Below are 16,285 nucleotides of genomic sequence, written 5' to 3' on the forward strand. Positions count from 1 at the left end.
CTTGGGTTAGGTCAGACCCTGTTGCCTATCGTATTTGATGATCCCGGAGTTCGCAGTGTCCGCAGACCCACAGCCATTCCGCATGGGCCGGAAAGAATTTGTGGCCCTGATTGCGATGATGTTTGCCTCCATCGCGTTCTCCATCGATTCCATGTTGCCCGCCCTGCCCGAAATAGGAGCCGAACTGGCTCCTGCAGCGCTTGAAAAGGCGCCCCTGATCCTCAGTGCGTTTCTGCTGGGTATGGGTATGGGGACGTTTTTCACCGGTCCTATTTCAGATGCCTTCGGTCGAAAACGCGTCATCCTTGCCGGGGCTGGCGTCTATATCATTGGCGCTCTCGTCGGCTGGATGAGCCAGACACTCGAAGTCATGCTGGCCGCGCGACTGGTTCAGGGGTTGGGGGCGGCCGGACCGCGGGTTGTGGCGTTGGCCGTCATCAGGGACCGTTTCGAAGGCCGCCAGATGGCCAAGATTGCATCTATCGTCATGATGATCTTCACGCTGGTCCCTGCCGTCGCGCCGCTGCTGGGAGCATTCATTATCGATCAGGTCGGCTGGCGCGGGATTTTCGTTGCCTTCATCGTCTTTGCGACGATCTTCTCGATCTGGATGGCCGTGCGCTTGCCCGAAACTCTTGCCGTAGAAGATCGGCGGCCCCTGCGCTTTGCCCTCATGACTTCCGCCGTGTCCCAGATGTTCAGACATCCGGTAGTGCGCCTGTCGATGTTTGTGCAGACCCTCACGATGTCGATGCTTTTTCTGACCTTGATGCTGGTCCAGCCGATCTATGATCTAGTGTACGACCGCGGGGACGAATTTCCCTACTGGTTCTGTGTGATCGCGTTGATCGCAGGTACGGCGAGCTTGCTCAACGCGCTCTTGGTGGGGCGTTTCGGCATGCAGCGTCTGGTCATCACCGCGCTGGGAATTCAGATCCTGCTCTCGGGTGGGTTCCTGCTTTTTGATTTGGGGGCCGGACCATATGGATTTATCTGCTTTGTGGTTTGGCAAACCTGCATGTTTTTTCAGGCGGGTTTGACGATCGGCAATCTCAACGCGCTGGCGATGGAGCCTATGGGCCATATCGCGGGCATGGCGGCCAGCGTGATCGGAGCCGTAGCAACCGTCGGAGCGGCGATGATCTCGGCGCCTGTGGGTGCCGTGTTCGGGGCATCGCCCGTGGTGCTGGTGTCCGGTGCGCTGGGGCTGGCAATCGCCGCCTTCGTGCTGATGGTTATGATGGGCCGCGCCGCACGCCGCCTAGAGGCGGCCCAAGCCTGATCCTAAGCCTGGGCTTTCGCCTTTTTCCGCGCGGCCTTTTCCTTTGCAATCACATGCTCTGCCAGATCTCGGGCAATCGCGAACGCACCCTTGATCTTGTCGGCATCCGATTTCCAGTCCCGGCGGACGACGATCTTGTTGTCCTTGACCTTCGCGTCACCCTTTTGATCCTGAATGAACTGCACCAACCCTTCGGGAGAGGCGAATTTGTCATTGTGAAACTGCAACGTCGCCCCTTTGGGCCCGCCGTCCAGTTTTGCGATCCCTGCCCGTTTGCACATCGCCTTGATGCGCACGACCAGCATCAGGGTGTTGACCTCGCGGGGCAGCTTGCCAAACCGATCGATCAGTTCCGCCGCAAATCCTTCCAGTTCGACTTTCGTCGTCAGCTCCGACAACCGGCGGTACAGCCCAAGGCGCACATCAAGATCGGGAACGTAGTCTTCTGGAATCAGCACAGGAACACCCAGATTGATTTGCGGTGCCCATTGGCCATCGGTGTCCATCACGCCCTCAAGCTCGCCCGACTTGATCTTGGAAATGGCCTCTTCCAGCATGGATTGGTAGAGCTCAAAACCCACATCGCGCATCTGGCCCGATTGTTCTTCGCCCAACAGATTGCCGGCGCCGCGGATGTCCAGATCCTGACTGGCAAGGGTAAAGCCCGCGCCCAATGTATCGAGCGAGCCAAGCACCCGCAGACGCTTTTCCGCAAGCGGCGTCAGTTTCCCGCGTGGTTTCGTGGTCAGATAGGCGTACGCGCGCGTTTTGGAGCGCCCGACCCGCCCGCGTATCTGGTAAAGCTGAGCCAGCCCGAACATATCCGCACGGTGCACAACCATTGTGTTGGCTGTCGGAATATCCAGACCGGATTCGACAATTGTCGTGGCCAGCAGAATGTCGAACTTGCCATCGTAGAAGGCGTTCATCCGGTCATCCAACTCTCCGGCGGCCATCTGTCCGTGCGCCACAACATAGCTGAGTTCGGGAAGCTGTTCCTTGAGGAAACTCTCGATTTCGGGCAAATCGCTGATCCGCGGCACGACGTAGAAAGACTGCCCCCCGCGGTAATGCTCGCGCAGCAGCGCCTCGCGGATGGTCACGGCATCGAATTCGCTCACGTAGGTGCGGATTGACAGCCGGTCGACAGGCGGCGTGCCGATGATCGACAAATCGCGCACGCCTGTCAGGCTCAGCTGCAGTGTCCGCGGGATCGGTGTCGCGGTGAGCGTCAGCACGTGGATGTCGGTACGCATCGCCTTCAGCCGTTCCTTGTGACCCACCCCGAAATGCTGTTCTTCGTCGATGATCAGCAGACCTAGGTCCTTGAAACGGATCGATTTTGCCAGCAGCGCATGTGTGCCGATTACAATATCGACGGTCCCTTTGACCATGCCATCACGCGTTGCGGCGGCCTGCTTGGCGGTAACAAACCGGCTGAGCTGATGCACGTTAATCGGAAAGCCGCGAAACCGTTCGGCGAAGGATTTGTAGTGCTGGCGCGCCAGCAGGGTCGTCGGTGCGATCACCGCCACCTGAACGCCTGACATGGCGGCGACAAAGGCGGCGCGCATGGCGACTTCGGTCTTGCCAAACCCCACATCGCCGCAAACCAGCCGGTCCATCGGGTTGCCGCTGGTCAAGTCATCCACTACATCGCCGATGGCCCGCAGCTGGTCGTCGGTTTCCTGATACGGGAAGCGGGCCGAAAAGGCATCCCACATGCCGGGCGGCGGATCGAGAACGGGGGCCTTGCGCAACGAACGCTCCGCTGCGATCCGGATCAGCTTATCCGCCATCTCGCGGATACGCTCTTTGAGCTTGGCCTTTTTGGATTGCCACGCGCCACCGCCGAGCTTGTCCAGCAGCCCCTCTTCATGGCCGTATTTCGACAGAAGTTCGATGTTCTCTACCGGCAGATAAAGCTTCGCACTTTCGGCATATTCAAGCACGAGACATTCATGCGCGGCACCGGCGGCGGTGATCACCTCCATGCCTTTGTAGCGACCGATGCCGTGATCGACGTGCACGACCAGATCGTTCGGCGTGAGGCTTTGCACTTCCGAAAGGAAATTCTCCGCCCGACGTTTGCGCTTGGGTCGGCGGATGAGCCTGTCACCCAGCACATCCTGTTCCGAAATAACGGTGAGATTTGGCGCCTCGAACCCGTGCTCGAGCGCCCATACGGCCAAATGCAGACCGCGCTTGCCCACCCGGGTGGCGTTCTTCACCGGTATCGCTTCGGCAAGCCCTTCATCCTCAATGAGGCCGGTCAAACGTTCTCGCGCGCCTTCGGAATAGCTTGCAATCAGCACCGGACCATCGGCCATCTTCGCCTTAACATGGTCTGCCAAGGCACCGAAAAGGCTTATGGATTCCTGTTGACGTTCGGGCGCAAAATTCCGCCCTATGCGACCGCCCGCGTCAATGACGCCGGGTCCGGTGGCTTGAGGAAGCGGGGCAAGTTGCACCACGCGCGTGTCGGTGATGGCGGCCTCCCATGCTGCGTCATCAAGATAAAGGCCTCCGGCGGGCGCAGGTTTATAAACGCTGTCCATTTTCGACCGGTTCGCCATCGCGATCTTTCGCGTCTCATACTGGTCTGCGACGCTGTCCCAGCGGGCCAGTCGAGCGGGCGTAATCTGGTCATCCAAGAACACGCTGGCCCCGGGCAGATAATCGAACAGCGTCTCAAGGCGGTCATAAAAGAACGCCAGCCAGTGCTCTGCGCCTTGATGTTTTCGGCCTGCCGAAATCGCCTCATAGAGCGGATCATCCGTCCCTGCTGCGCCGAATTCGATGCGGTAGTTTTGTCTGAAACGCGTCACCGCGGCATCATCGAGGATCACCTCGCTGACGGGGGCAAGCTCAACCAGATCCAGCTTTTCGGTCGTGCGCTGTGTCGCCGCATCAAAGCGCCGCGCGCCATCGAGCGTGTCCCCGAAGAGATCAAGCCGCACAGGTCCGAGATCACCGGGCGGGAAGATGTCGATGATCCCGCCCCGGATTGCGTAATCCCCCGGCTCCAGAACCGTCGGGCTCTGGACAAAACCCATACGGACCAGAAACTCGCGCAAGGCACGCTCGTCGATGCGGTCACCCACCCTCGCACTGAAAGCGGCATCTTTCAGCACCTCACGGGCCGGGACGCGCTGTGTCGCCGCGCTTAACGTGGTCAATAGAATGAACTGCGCGGGCATTCCGTGAACCAGCCCTGCGAGCGTTGCCATACGGCGCGCGGATATGTCCGCGTTGGGCGACACGCGGTCGTAAGGCAAACAATCCCATCCGGGAAAAGTGATGACAGGCGTGTCGGGGGCAAAGAACGCAAGCGCTTCGGCCATCGCGGCCATGCGCTTGTCGTCGCGCGCCACATGCATCAGCGGCGCCTTCGCCTTTGCCATTTCTTCAAGCAGCAAACGGGCGTCGAATCCCTCGGGGGCGCCCGAAATGGTAATATGATTGGATGGTTTCATGCCTCGCGTCATGTGGCGCGACGCGGGGCAGTGTCAACCGCCAAAAGGTCCGACGCTGAGGTTCTGGTACATCCCCCAAAGCGCGGTGACAAAGATCGAGAACATGCCGATCACCTGCGTATAAAGCCTGTGGCGGGTGAGCCGCTTGCGCAACCGCTCGCCTGTGGCGGCCTCCTGTTCGATCAACCGCGCGGTTGACAGGCTGACAAGCCCGACAAGGGACATCGGAAACCCGAGCAAGAACAGCGCCTGGGCGAATTCATTGCGGTACAGGAAACCCAGTATCGCCAGCATCGTCAGGAAAAAACAGGCAAAGCCGAGAATCCACAAACCGGATATGCGCGCAATGAACAGCAGTCGGTTCGTGTTGATCCGAACGAGATCTTCGAGATCAGCTTCGTACTGCCCCCCATGCCTGCGCGCACGCAATACCATGTCGAAGGGCACGCCCAGCCCATAATGGCTGATGGTGGACCACATCACGGCCAGCACGATCCAGAACCAGAGGTTGGAAAACGACCGCATGTCGATCAATTCAAATAGGGTCTGATACCAATCCAAGGCGGTGCTCTTTTCGTCTCTTTCAGGGTTCATAGCCGCCTCGCGTGGCAATTCCTACCCTTGAGAGCCGCAAAAATACGTGTCACTCAGATTGGACAGTTTATCGAGGACAATCGCCATGAACCCGATCCAGGCCCCTTTCCCCGCAACCCGCCTGCGCCGCACCCGCCAGAACGAGGGTATCCGTGGATTGGTGCGAGAAAATGCTTTGTCCACAGCGGATCTGATCTGGCCCCTGTTCGTGCGCTCCGGCGAAGGCGTGAGCGAAGAGATTGCGTCAATGCCGGGTGTATTCCGCCGGTCTGTGGACCGGATGGTCGATGCGGCCCGCGAAGCCCATGAACTCGGGATCGGTGCAATCTGTATTTTTCCCTACACTGGGATAGAAGAGCGGACGGAGGATTGTGCCGGTGCGTGGGATCCCGAAAACCACGCCAACAGAGCGATCCGGGCAATCCGCGAGGCCGTGCCCGACATGGTGATCATGACGGACGTCGCGCTCGACACCTATAATATCAACGGTCACGACGGGTTTGTGGTCGACGGCGAAATCGTCAATGACCGCACGGTCGAGGCGCTCGTTAAAATGGCGCTGTCGCAGGCTAGAGCGGGGGCAGACATCATTGGTCCGTCAGATATGATGGACGGCCGGATCGGTGCCATCCGGCAGGCTCTGGAAGCCGAAGGCCATCAGAACGTCATGATCCAGAGCTATGCCGCCAAATACGCCAGCGCCTTTTACGGGCCCTTTCGTGATGCGGTCGGTGCGTCCGGCGCGCTGACCGGGAACAAGAAGACCTACCAGATGGATCCGGCAAACAGTGACGAGGCATTGCGACTGGTCGCGCGTGATCTGTCAGAAGGCGCCGATATGGTGATGGTCAAACCGGGCCTTGCGTATCTCGATATCTGCCGCCGTGTGAAAGATGCGTTTGGCGCGCCCACCTTCGCGTATCAGGTGTCGGGTGAATACAGCATGATCAAGGCTGCCGCCGCGCAAGGCATGATTGACGAGGAACGCGTCATGATGGAAAGCCTGATGGCTTTCAAGCGGGCCGGGTGCGATGGCATCCTGACCTACTTTGCGCCAATGGCCGCGCGGATATTGGGTTGACGCCCCCGCTGGCCCTGCAAATCACGATAATTTAACGGCGAATACCTGCCATTCGACGTATTTTCGCTGACACTGCGCAAAAATCGGCGTACAAAGGAGCCAAGTCGGACAATACCGGCGCGAAAAGCAGTGTTACAACAATTACAGGCAGATCTGATGACAGATATCACTTTCTCACGCCGGGCCTTTGGTCTGGGCGCGCTTGCCAGCACAGCCGCGGTCGCGGCTTGTGGCAACGGCGTCGGCAGCCGCGGCAGCAACACAATCGACGCACGTGTGGACAGCACGCTTGCCGAGATGTATCGCAACTTTCCCAACACCCAGACGCTTGCGCAAAAGGCCAATGGGATGCTTGTCATGCCGCTGGTGACCGAAGCGGGGCTCGGGTTTGGCGGGGCATACGGGCGCGGCGCCTTGCGGGTCAACACAGCCACGGTTGATTACTATTCGGTGGCCAAAGCGTCGGGCGGCTTGCAGATCGGGGCGCAGCAATACGCGCATGTCCTGTTCTTCATGACAGATGACGCTTTGCAGGATTTCCGCCGCTCGCCCGGTTGGGCTGCAGGGGCGGATCTGGAGTATGTGATTTCCGACCGCGGCGACAGCGTCAACGCCGAGACAACGACGGTTCTTGCTCCGGTTCTGGCAGCCGTATTCGGGCGCGCGGGCCTGCGGGTCGGGGCCACGCTCGAGGGCACGAAATATACCCGCATCATTCCTTGAAGGATGCAGGTTTAATTTAAGAAGGCCGTGCAATGCATTGGTTGCGCGGCCTTTTTTTCTATCCCATCTTGCGCAAGCGTTGGATCAGGCTGGAGGTGTCCCACCGGCCGCCCCCGAGCTTTTGCACATCCTTGTAGAACTGATCGACCAACGCGGTGACCGGCAGGCTCGCCGCCACATCGTCCGCCGTGGACAGGCAAATGCCGAGATCTTTTCGCATCCAGTCCACAGCGAAACCGTGGTCAAATTCATCGTCCAGCATGGTCTCGTAGCGGTTTGCCATTTGCCAGCTGCCAGCGGCGCCCTGGCTGATCACCTCGACCACTGCGCGCCCGTCAAGTCCCGCTTTTTCGGCGAAATGCAACGCCTCCGACAGCCCCTGCACGACGCCCGCGATGGCAATCTGGTTGCACATTTTGGTCATCTGTCCTGCACCGCTGTCACCGATGCGGCGGCAAATCTTGGAGTAGACGTCCATTATGGGCAGCGCGCGCTCGAATGCCCCGATATCGCCGCCACACATGATCGACAGCTGGCCGTTCTCCGCGCCCGCCTGACCACCCGATATGGGGGCATCGACAAAGCTGATCCGGCGTTTGTCTGCAGCGGCGTAGAGCTCGGTCGTAACTGCGGCTGAAACGGTGGTGTGATCGACAAAAACCGACCCTTCGGCCATGCCCGCAAACGCGCCCTCCTCACCCAGGCAGACAGAGCGCAAATCATCGTCATTCCCCACACAGGCCATGACGAAATCCGCCCCTTTCGCGGCGGCTTGCGGTGTCGCAGCAAATTTCCCGCCGTGCGTCTGTGCCCAGTCTTCGGCCTTGGCCGTCGTCCTGTTGTAGACGGTCACATCATGGCCTGCCTTTTGCAGATGTCCTGCCATTGGCCCGCCCATCACGCCGAGCCCCAAAAACGCCAGCTTCGCCATATGCTTTTCCTTGCTTCGATGTTGCGCTATTGCTGCGCTGGAACGTAACACCGTGACCCTTGGGGTCAATTACGGCTTGGGGTTTGAATGGCGGTTCTTTTTCGTTGGCTGGTGCGTCTGACGGCGGCAATGCTGGTACTGGGTGTGCTGGCAATTTCGCTTGTCTATTGGTTGGCGTCGCGGTCCCTGCCCGACTACACCGCCGAGATCGAGGTTCCCAACCTGACCGCAGCGGTCGAGATCGTGCGCGACAATGCTAATGTACCGCATGTGTTCGGGGCGAACGATAACGACATCTTCTACGGGTTGGGTTTTGCCCATGCGCAAGACCGTTTGTGGCAGATGACGACCCTGCGGCGGACCGCCCAGGGGCGACTGTCCGAGATTTTCGGTACCGCGACGCTCAACACCGACAAGCTACTGCGGCGGTTGGATCTCTATGCATTGTCCGTCGCCTCCGTCGAGGCCTTGGACGATACCACGCAAGCGGCGCTGCGCGCCTATGCGGCCGGTGTAAACGCGCGGCTGGACCAGATTAATTCAGAGGCGTTGGGTCGGGGCGCGCCCGAGATGTTTTTGTTCAACGCACCAATGGCCCCGTGGCGCCCCGCTGACAGCATCGCGATCGTAAAGCTCATGGGGTTGCAATTGTCGGGTCATCTGGATGCCGAAGTGATGCGCGCGCGGGTCTCACTGGCTCTGCCCGACGAAGCGCGATTGCGCGATATCCTGCCGGACGCGCCGGGCGACGGTATCGCCGCCCTGCCCGCCTTTGCGCAGCTTTTTCCCACGGCCCGCCGGTTTGCCGCGACGGTACCGCACGATGCGCATCCGCTGTCGCCCTTCAAACGCGCGCCTTTTGCGGGCGCGTCCAACGCTTGGGCCGCGGCACCGGCGCGGTCGGCATCGGGTGGCACGCTTTTGGCCAACGATCCCCATCTCAGCTTTACCGCGCCCGCCATCTGGTATCTGGCGCGTCTGAACCTCCAAAGCGGCGGAGTGATCGGCGCTACGATCCCGGGTATTCCTGTCGTCCTCGCAGGCAGGTCTGCGCAATTGGGATGGGGGCTGACAAGCAGCTATCTGGACGATCAGGACGTCTATATCGAAGAGCTGAACCCCGAGAACGTCGAAGAATACCGCACCCCTGATGGTTTCAAGACCTTCACGAAACGCGCGTCGATCATCAACGTCAAGGATGAGGCACCGGTGACCCTCACCTTGAGGTGGACCGACAACGGCCCGGTTCTGCCGGGCACCCACTACAACCTCGCAAGTGTCACCCCGCCCGGTCATGTGGCTTCGGTGGCATGGACCGTTCTGTCGCCGGCAGACACCACGCTTCAGGCAGCAATGGAGTTGATGCGGTCCAAGACTGTCGCGGATGGCATCGCGGCGGCGGAGCTTTTCATTGCCCCCTCCCAGAACCTGACGCTTGTCGATGGTGACAACATCGCGCTCAAAACGATCGGTCGGGCGCCAAAACGCGACCCCTTGCACCAAAGCCGGGGACGTATGCCAAGCCCGGGATGGATCGCCGCAAACCGGTGGCAAGGAACGCTTCCATTCTCGGCCAATCCCGGTTTCGTAGCCCCGTCCGGCGGTATTCTGGGCAACACGAACAACAAAACGGTGGACCGGCCCTTTCCCAATCACGTGTCCTACGTCTGGGGCGACACTCAGCGGGTGCAGCGCTGGCAGCGATTGATGCAAGGCAGGCAGGTCCACACCCGCGACAGCTTTATCGAGGCGCAGCTGGACACCGTCAGCTTCACCGCGCGGTCCCTGTTACCCCTGATCGGCGCGGAACTTTGGTTCACCGGAGAAGCCGCGCCAGACGGCACACCGGAGCGCCAGCGCCAGCGCGCGCTTCAGCTTCTTGCCGACTGGTCCGGTAAAATGAACGAACATCTGCCGGAGCCGCTCATCTACTCCGCATGGCTTCGCAAATTGCAGGACCGGCTGATCCGGGACGAACTGGGCCCTCTGACCAATGAATTTACCCATGTCGAACCGTTGTTCATCGAACGGGTGTTTCGCGATGTCGAAGGTGCGGCGGCATGGTGCGATGTGTTCCAGTCGGCGCCTGTGGAGACATGCGCGGACATGGCGCGGCTCGCGCTTGATGACGCGCTCGTGGAAATTGACGAACAGTACGGCACAGCCCTTGAGGCCCTGCGCTGGGGCGATGCCCATCAGGCGACCCATGACCATCCGGTTCTGGGCGACGTGCCACTGCTGCGGTATTTCGTGAATATCAGGCAATCGACTTCGGGCGGCGATCAGACATTGCTGCGCGGCCGTATCAAGGGGTCAGGGCCCAATCCATACCAGAACGTGCACGGTGCCGGATATCGTGGGGTTTACGACTTCGCCGATCCTGACAGTTCCGTTTTTGTGACATCGACCGGACAGTCGGGCCATTTCCTGTCGCGCCACTACGACGATATGGCAACCCTGTGGCGACGTGGCGAATATATTCCGATGTCGCTTGACGAAGAACTCGCGCGCGCGGCTTCGGTCGGTGTGACGTTGCTGATCCCGGCCCCCTGATATGGCGAGCGGAAAGGGCCAGCGCGTCATCGTGTTCAACAAACCCTACGGTGTGTTGTCGCAATTCACCGACAAGGGAACCGAAGGCTCCCCGCGCCCGACCCTGTCCGCATATATTGACGAGCCGGGATTTTATCCCGCCGGTCGTTTGGACCGGGACAGCGAGGGGCTGATGGTGCTGACAGACCACGGCCCGCTGCAGGCCCGTATCAGCAATCCGAAGTACAAACTCGCCAAGACCTATCTCGTCCAAGTAGAGGGCGCGGTAGACGACACGGCGCTGGAGGCGTTGCGCAAGGGTGTGATGCTGAAGGACGGGATGACGAAACCTGCGAAAGCAGAGAAGGTCGCTGCTCCGGATGATCTGTGGCCACGCGATCCACCCGTCCGCTTCCGCAAAACGGTTCCTGACCGCTGGCTGCGCATCACGATTTCGGAAGGCCGCAACCGGCAAGTCCGTCGGATGACCGCCCACGTGGGCCTGCCCACACTGCGGCTGATCCGTGTTCAGGTCGGCGATTGGCAGCTGAACCAATTGCGCCCCGGCGCGTGGCGGTTTGCCAGCGCATCGGGTGCCTAGGCAACGGCGCGCGTTATGGCGACACCCGCCGTGGTCGCGACCGCGGTCAGCAAGGTTCCCCACACCAGATCCGTCACCACCATTGACGTCGTCCAGTCCTTGAGGATCGCAAGGTTTGTGAATTCATAGGTGCCATATGCCACGCCGCCCATCAGCAACGCATTGCCGAACACCCACCACAGGCTGTGATTGGCGGTGATTGCGGGCCATGAAACGAACCAAAGAAGCACGCCCACAAAGAATGCGTAAAAGACGAAGGCGGGCAGCACTTTGAAATTGTCCCGCATCAAGGGCCCGATATCGCGCTCGAATATGGGTTTGACGATGTAGCTGAGGCCGACAAAATCGATCGCCAGAAAGACCGCAAAGGTCGACAGATACAGGATAGGAAGCGTCATGTGCCGGGCCTCGCGTGCGTTGCTAGCTTATGTGTCGGGCGTTTTGCCGCCCCCGGATCAGAGCCGTTGAAACGCGGCTTCCTGTTCCGATGACCACCGTACAGTGAGGGCAAATCCGCTCTCTGTCTGCTCTTCGCGCAAGACGATATCCTGCTCGAACAACCAGGCGCGTTTGCGCCCATCGGCAAAGTCCAGTTCTAGATCCGCTTCACGCAAGGCCCCCTGCAACGCGGCCGCAACCGTCTGCTGCAGAACGTCCAGACCCTCACCGGTGATCGCGGAAATGGCCATCACATCATCTTCGCGTGCCGCACGTTCGCGCAAGGCTTTTGCCCGCTCGTCTGGAACAAGGTCGAGTTTGTTCCAGACCTCGAAGCTGCGGGTGTCCTCAGGCACGCCCAGTGACGTCAGGATTTCGCGGACATCGCGGGCTTGTTCTTCGGTTTCCTCGTGGCTGATGTCGCGGACATGCAGGATAATATCAGCGGCAAGCACTTCCTCGAGTGTGGCGCGAAAGGCAGCCACCAATTCTGTCGGCAGATCCGAGATGAACCCCACCGTATCGCTCAGAATGATCTCGGGACCATACGGCAGCTCCAGACTGCGCATCGTGGGATCGAGTGTCGCAAAAAGCATGTCCTTCGCCATCACTTCCGCACCGGTCAGGCGGTTGAACAGCGTCGATTTGCCGGCGTTGGTATAGCCGACCAGCGCCACGATCGGAAACGGCACTTTCGCCCTTGCCGCACGGTGAAGCGCACGTGTTTTGACCACTTTCTCGAGCTGGCGGCGCAGGCGAACAAGCTGTTCGTCAATGGCACGGCGGTCCGCCTCGATCTGGGTTTCGCCGGGGCCGCCCACAAAGCCCAAACCACCGCGCTGCCGCTCGAGGTGGGTCCACGCACGCACCAAACGTGTGCGTTGATAATTGAGGGCCGCCATTTCGACTTGCAGCACGCCCTCACGGGTGGCGGCACGGTCGCTGAAAATTTCCAGGATCAATCCCGTTCGGTCGAGAAGTTTCACCTTCCAGATTTTTTCGAGATTGCGCTGTTGAACAGGTGTCACCGGGCCGTCGACCAACACCAGTTCGATCTCCTGATCCTCGATCAGCTGGCGCGTGTCCTCGATCTTGCCCTTGCCGAACAACTGGCCTGCACTGACCTGGCGCAGTTGTACGACATTGCCGCCAATGACCTCGAGACCGGGCAGCGCTTCTGCAAGCGCCATCGCTTCGGCCAGAGCCGGTTCCGCATCCCGCCGGTCGGGATCAGTACGGATATCTGGATGCAGTACCCACGCCCGCGTCGTGCGCGGACCGTCGGTTTCATCAATCTGGAATTGCGCTTTGCTCAAGAAGCGTCTTCGCCCTCATACAAGCTGATCGGCTGGCTTGGCATGATGGTCGAAATCGCGTGCTTGTAGACAAGTTGCGATTGGCCGTCGCGGCGCAGCAGAACGCAGAAATTATCGAACCAGGTGATCACGCCTTGCAGCTTGACCCCGTTGATCAGGAAAATCGTGACCGGAACCTTGGTCTTACGTACGTGGTTCAGGAACGCATCCTGAAGATTCTGTCTGTCAGACGCCATAGTTTGTTCTTTCCATTTTTATCGGCCCGGGCAGTACCGCCCGGTTGAAATCCGACTATGCAGACGGGAATTAAAAGATTCCAGCCCCTATTTCAGGGCGGTACCGATTCAAAAGGCGATCACGTGTCACGCGCGCCACAGGTCGGGCGTCAGCAGTGCGATGATGGCCAAAGTTTCCAGTCTGCCGACCACCATAGCGCCGCAAAGGATCATTTTGGCCCATGTGCCCAGTTCGATCAGCGCAACGGGTGCTTCGCCGGCGACCTGCGTCAGCGGACCTGTTGTCGACAACATGGCGATGGAAAGAATGATCGCTTCTTCGAAACTTGATCCTGTTGCCGCCAGTGCAAGGGTTACGGCCGTCATGGACAAGGCAAAGAGCATGAAAAATATCCACGCGATGAAGGCACCGCCTGATTGCAATCGCCGCCCCGCCACGCCTGCGCCGCTGACCGAATTGGGATGCACCAACTGTTCCATCTCGCGCAGTCCATTGCGGTAGAGCGCAAAAACACGCAGCAGTTTGACGCCTCCGGCCGTTGTGGCCACGCCGCCCCCCATAAGCGCGAGGGCCATCAGGATGAGGCCGGGGTTGCCAAGGCCAGACCAGTTTTGCGCATCGGCCCAGGAGGACGAGACGAAACCCGTCGTCGTGACGAACGACAAGACGGTGAAAACACCGCCCCAAAGGGCCAGCAGCGCGTCCAGAAATCCGGTATCGGACACCACATCAAGTGTTGCGATCCAGTGGCGGATAAAAAGCAGCAGCGGCACGCCGACAATGATCGCAAGACCGATGCGGAATTCCGGATCGGTGCGCAGGCCGCCTTGGGTGGCGGTGACGGTGTCGGTCGAAAACGTCAGCCGTGACAGTGCAAACAACATGAACATCGCCATCAGAATCTCACCGACCAACCCGCCCGACACGCCATCGGTCACGGACAACGGTGTGATGCCCGATGTGGCCATGACGCTCATCGCGTGACACAGGGCGATGAACGACTGCTCTCCGCTGAAGACAAGCACGATCCACAGGACGAGCGTGAGCCCACAATAGAGCGGCGCAAGCGTGTTTATCCCGCGCCACAACCGCTCCCTAGACCCCAGCGGCGCCATCAGATTGTTCAGCTTGGATTCGCGGCGCCCCGGTTCGGCCTGTGCTGTCACCTCGAACCCGCCCAGATGCAGCGGGGCAAGGATGGCGACCGCGGCCACCCACATCAAAAGCCCCCCCATCCAACCGACCTGCGCGCGCCACAGATGCAGCGTCGCACCCAGCCTTTCGGGATCGGCGAACATCGTGGCCCCGGTGGTCGTCATCGCGCTGACCATCTCGAAATAGGCATGGATGAAACGCGTTGTGGGCAAGGCCTCGATGAAGGGCACCGCGAGGAAAAAGGGCAGAAAAACGAAGGCGGAAAACAACGACAAAAGCGGGCCCAGCGTCCCGTGGCGCGGCCGGCGACCGGCGTGCGCAATGGAGATCATAAGCGTGGTGACAACACCCAGAAGCCCGGCATAGAAGAAGGCCTGTGACGCATCATGCTCTCCTATGTAGGCCCCGAATCCGGCCGGTACGACCATCGAAACCGACATCGCACCGAACAGGATCAGGAACAGCGGCAGCTGCTTTATTTCCCGTCTGATATAGCTTTGGCGGCGCAAATGCGACCCCTTTCGTGCGGGCAGTCAGCTAGAAAAAGTCGATCGAAACCTGCATCAACTGCTCGAGTTGCTCGACATCCTTGGTCAGGGTGAAAACGGCGATCACATCGCCTTCGTCAATGCGCGTATCGCCCATGGGACGGATAACCTTGCTTCCTTTCTTGATCGCGCCCACCAGCGCGCCTTCAGGAAACTCGATCTCGTTGATTTTGCGCCCCGCGATGGGCGAAGTCGACAGCACTTCGGCCTCGATCACTTCGGCCTCCGCATCGCCGATGGAATAGACGGACCGCACCCGCCCATGGCGGATGTGGCGCAGGATCGAGCTGACGGTGGTGGCCCGCGGGTTGATGTAGGCGTCAATGCCCAAGGGCGTCATCAAAGGGACCAGCGTCGGATCATTGATCAACGCGATGACATAGTCGCAGCCTTCTGCCTTTGCCCGGACACAGGCCAGCATGTTTGTCTTGTCGTCGTCTGTCACCGCCAGCATGGCGTCTGCGCGGCTGATCCCCGCTTCGGCAAGCAGCGCGGCGTCCAGCCCATCGCCGTTCAGCACAATCGTCCGTTCAAGCGCTTCGGCGGCACGTTCGGCGCAAATCCGGTTCTTTTCGATCACCTTGGCCCTGATACGGCGGGTCCCGCCTTCCATTGCAAGGGCCACATCCAGACCGACATTGCCGCCCCCGACCAGCACAACGCGGTCCTGAGACGATGTTTTCTTGCCAAAAATTTCCATCGTCCGGCTGATGTCATCGCGGTGGGCAAAGACATAGCAATCGTCGCCCGCAAAAAGCTGGTCCTTGGGTTCCGGCGCAAACAGGGTTCCGTCGCGCCGAACCCCGACCACCACCGCACGCAACGTTGAAAACAGGTCGGTCAGTTGGCGCAGCGGTGTATTCAGGACAGGACAGTCTTCGTCCAGCGTTATCCCCAGCAGCTGTGCGCCGCCGTCCATAAAGACTTCGGTATCGAAGGTGGCGGGCGCGGAAAGGCGTTGAAGCGCCGCTGTTGCCACTTCCTTTTCGGGGCTGATCACAACGTCGATGGGCATGTGATCGCGGCGGTAGAGATCGGAGTAGATCGCGTCGAGATAGGATTGCGACCGCAGCCGGGCGATCTTGCGGTTGATGCCAAAAACCGAATGCGCCACCTGACAGGTCACCATGTTGACTTCGTCCGAATGGGTGGCCGCGATAATCATTTCGGCATCGCGGGCGCCAGCGCGGTCGAGCACGTCCGGATAGCTGGCAAAGCCCGCGACGCCCTGCACATCCAGTGTGTCCGTGGCGCGCCGCACCAAATCGGGATTGTTGTCGACCACTGTGACGTCGTTGCGCTCACCCGCCAGATGTCGGGCAATCTGCCAACCCACCTGGCCCGCGCCGCAGATGATGATTTTCATGTCTA

Annotated in this window: 13 protein-coding genes; 5 read left to right on the forward strand and 8 right to left on the reverse strand. The window is 60.0% G+C overall.

What is annotated here, in order from left to right:
* The first annotated feature begins 55 nt into the window (after positions 1-55).
* On the forward strand, positions 56-1,282 hold the full coding sequence (locus K3756_RS08780; RefSeq protein ID WP_409202430.1) for a multidrug effflux MFS transporter: 1,227 nt from the start codon (positions 56-58) through the stop codon (positions 1,280-1,282).
* A gap of 2 nt (positions 1,283-1,284) precedes the next feature.
* Here K3756_RS08780 and mfd read toward each other — a convergent pair whose 3' ends face one another.
* Positions 1,285-4,758, reverse strand: coding sequence for a transcription-repair coupling factor (gene mfd, locus K3756_RS08785; RefSeq protein ID WP_259993434.1), 3,474 nt, complete (start codon positions 4,756-4,758; stop codon positions 1,285-1,287).
* Between the two features lie 33 nt (positions 4,759-4,791).
* On the reverse strand, positions 4,792-5,319 hold the full coding sequence (locus K3756_RS08790) for a component of SufBCD complex (RefSeq protein ID WP_259993435.1): 528 nt from the start codon (positions 5,317-5,319) through the stop codon (positions 4,792-4,794).
* A gap of 118 nt (positions 5,320-5,437) precedes the next feature.
* Between K3756_RS08790 and hemB the strand changes: the two genes are divergently transcribed.
* Both hemB and K3756_RS08800 read left to right on the forward strand, forming a co-directional pair.
* Positions 5,438-6,433, forward strand: coding sequence for a porphobilinogen synthase (hemB, locus tag K3756_RS08795; protein WP_259993436.1), 996 nt, complete (start codon positions 5,438-5,440; stop codon positions 6,431-6,433).
* 156 nt (positions 6,434-6,589) lie between these two features.
* Positions 6,590-7,156, forward strand: a complete 567-nt coding sequence (locus K3756_RS08800) for a YSC84-related protein (RefSeq protein WP_259993437.1) — start codon at positions 6,590-6,592, stop codon at positions 7,154-7,156.
* A gap of 58 nt (positions 7,157-7,214) precedes the next feature.
* Here the strand turns inward: K3756_RS08800 and K3756_RS08805 are convergent, their stop codons facing one another.
* Positions 7,215-8,117, reverse strand: coding sequence for an NAD(P)-dependent oxidoreductase (locus K3756_RS08805; protein ID WP_259993530.1), 903 nt, complete (start codon positions 8,115-8,117; stop codon positions 7,215-7,217).
* Between the two features lie 57 nt (positions 8,118-8,174).
* Here K3756_RS08805 and K3756_RS08810 point away from each other — a divergent pair, with 57 nt between their 5' ends.
* Together K3756_RS08810 and K3756_RS08815 are read left to right on the forward strand one after the other, a co-directional pair.
* Entirely contained in the window at positions 8,175-10,640 is a 2,466-nt protein-coding gene (locus K3756_RS08810; protein ID WP_259993438.1) for a penicillin acylase family protein, read from the forward strand.
* Position 10,641: 1 nt separating this feature from the next.
* Positions 10,642-11,220 carry a pseudouridine synthase gene (locus K3756_RS08815; protein ID WP_259993439.1) on the forward strand — a complete coding sequence of 193 codons (579 nt, stop codon included), beginning with the start codon at positions 10,642-10,644 and terminating at the stop codon, positions 11,218-11,220.
* Here K3756_RS08815 and K3756_RS08820 read toward each other — a convergent pair.
* From K3756_RS08820 to trkA, 5 genes are all read right to left on the reverse strand, one after another.
* Positions 11,217-11,618 (reverse strand): DUF2177 family protein, encoded by a 402-nt coding sequence (locus K3756_RS08820; RefSeq protein ID WP_259993440.1) that lies wholly within the window; start codon positions 11,616-11,618, stop codon positions 11,217-11,219. The genes K3756_RS08815 and K3756_RS08820 overlap by 4 nt on opposite strands.
* A gap of 57 nt (positions 11,619-11,675) precedes the next feature.
* Positions 11,676-12,974, reverse strand: a complete 1,299-nt coding sequence (hflX, locus tag K3756_RS08825) for a GTPase HflX (RefSeq protein WP_259993441.1) — start codon at positions 12,972-12,974, stop codon at positions 11,676-11,678.
* Positions 12,971-13,210, reverse strand: a complete 240-nt coding sequence (hfq, locus tag K3756_RS08830) for an RNA chaperone Hfq (protein WP_007119530.1) — start codon at positions 13,208-13,210, stop codon at positions 12,971-12,973. Before hfq ends, hflX begins: the two co-directional genes overlap by 4 nt.
* Positions 13,211-13,336: 126 nt before the next feature.
* Positions 13,337-14,875 carry a TrkH family potassium uptake protein gene (locus tag K3756_RS08835; protein ID WP_259993442.1) on the reverse strand — a complete coding sequence of 513 codons (1,539 nt, stop codon included), beginning with the start codon at positions 14,873-14,875 and terminating at the stop codon, positions 13,337-13,339.
* Positions 14,876-14,903: 28 nt separating this feature from the next.
* Positions 14,904-16,280 (reverse strand): Trk system potassium transporter TrkA, encoded by a 1,377-nt coding sequence (trkA, locus tag K3756_RS08840; RefSeq protein ID WP_259993443.1) that lies wholly within the window; start codon positions 16,278-16,280, stop codon positions 14,904-14,906.
* Between the last annotated feature and the right edge of the window lie 5 nt (positions 16,281-16,285).

The organism is Sulfitobacter sp. S190, assembly GCF_025141935.1.
Lineage (GTDB): Bacteria > Pseudomonadota > Alphaproteobacteria > Rhodobacterales > Rhodobacteraceae > Sulfitobacter.

What these genes read in the sequence shown, in the direction of transcription:
- mfd (WP_259993434.1), bottom strand. Translation starts at nt 4,758, where the DNA reads ATGAAACCATCCAATCATATTACCATTTCGGGCGCCCCCGAGGGATTC.
- hemB (WP_259993436.1), top strand. Translation starts at nt 5,438, where the DNA reads ATGAACCCGATCCAGGCCCCTTTCCCCGCAACCCGCCTGCGCCGCACC.
- K3756_RS08800 (WP_259993437.1), top strand. Translation starts at nt 6,590, where the DNA reads ATGACAGATATCACTTTCTCACGCCGGGCCTTTGGTCTGGGCGCGCTT.
- K3756_RS08810 (WP_259993438.1), top strand. Translation starts at nt 8,175, where the DNA reads ATGGCGGTTCTTTTTCGTTGGCTGGTGCGTCTGACGGCGGCAATGCTG.
- K3756_RS08815 (WP_259993439.1), top strand. Translation starts at nt 10,642, where the DNA reads ATGGCGAGCGGAAAGGGCCAGCGCGTCATCGTGTTCAACAAACCCTAC.
- K3756_RS08820 (WP_259993440.1), bottom strand. Translation starts at nt 11,618, where the DNA reads ATGACGCTTCCTATCCTGTATCTGTCGACCTTTGCGGTCTTTCTGGCG.
- hfq (WP_007119530.1), bottom strand. Translation starts at nt 13,210, where the DNA reads ATGGCGTCTGACAGACAGAATCTTCAGGATGCGTTCCTGAACCACGTA.
- trkA (WP_259993443.1), bottom strand. Translation starts at nt 16,280, where the DNA reads ATGAAAATCATCATCTGCGGCGCGGGCCAGGTGGGTTGGCAGATTGCC.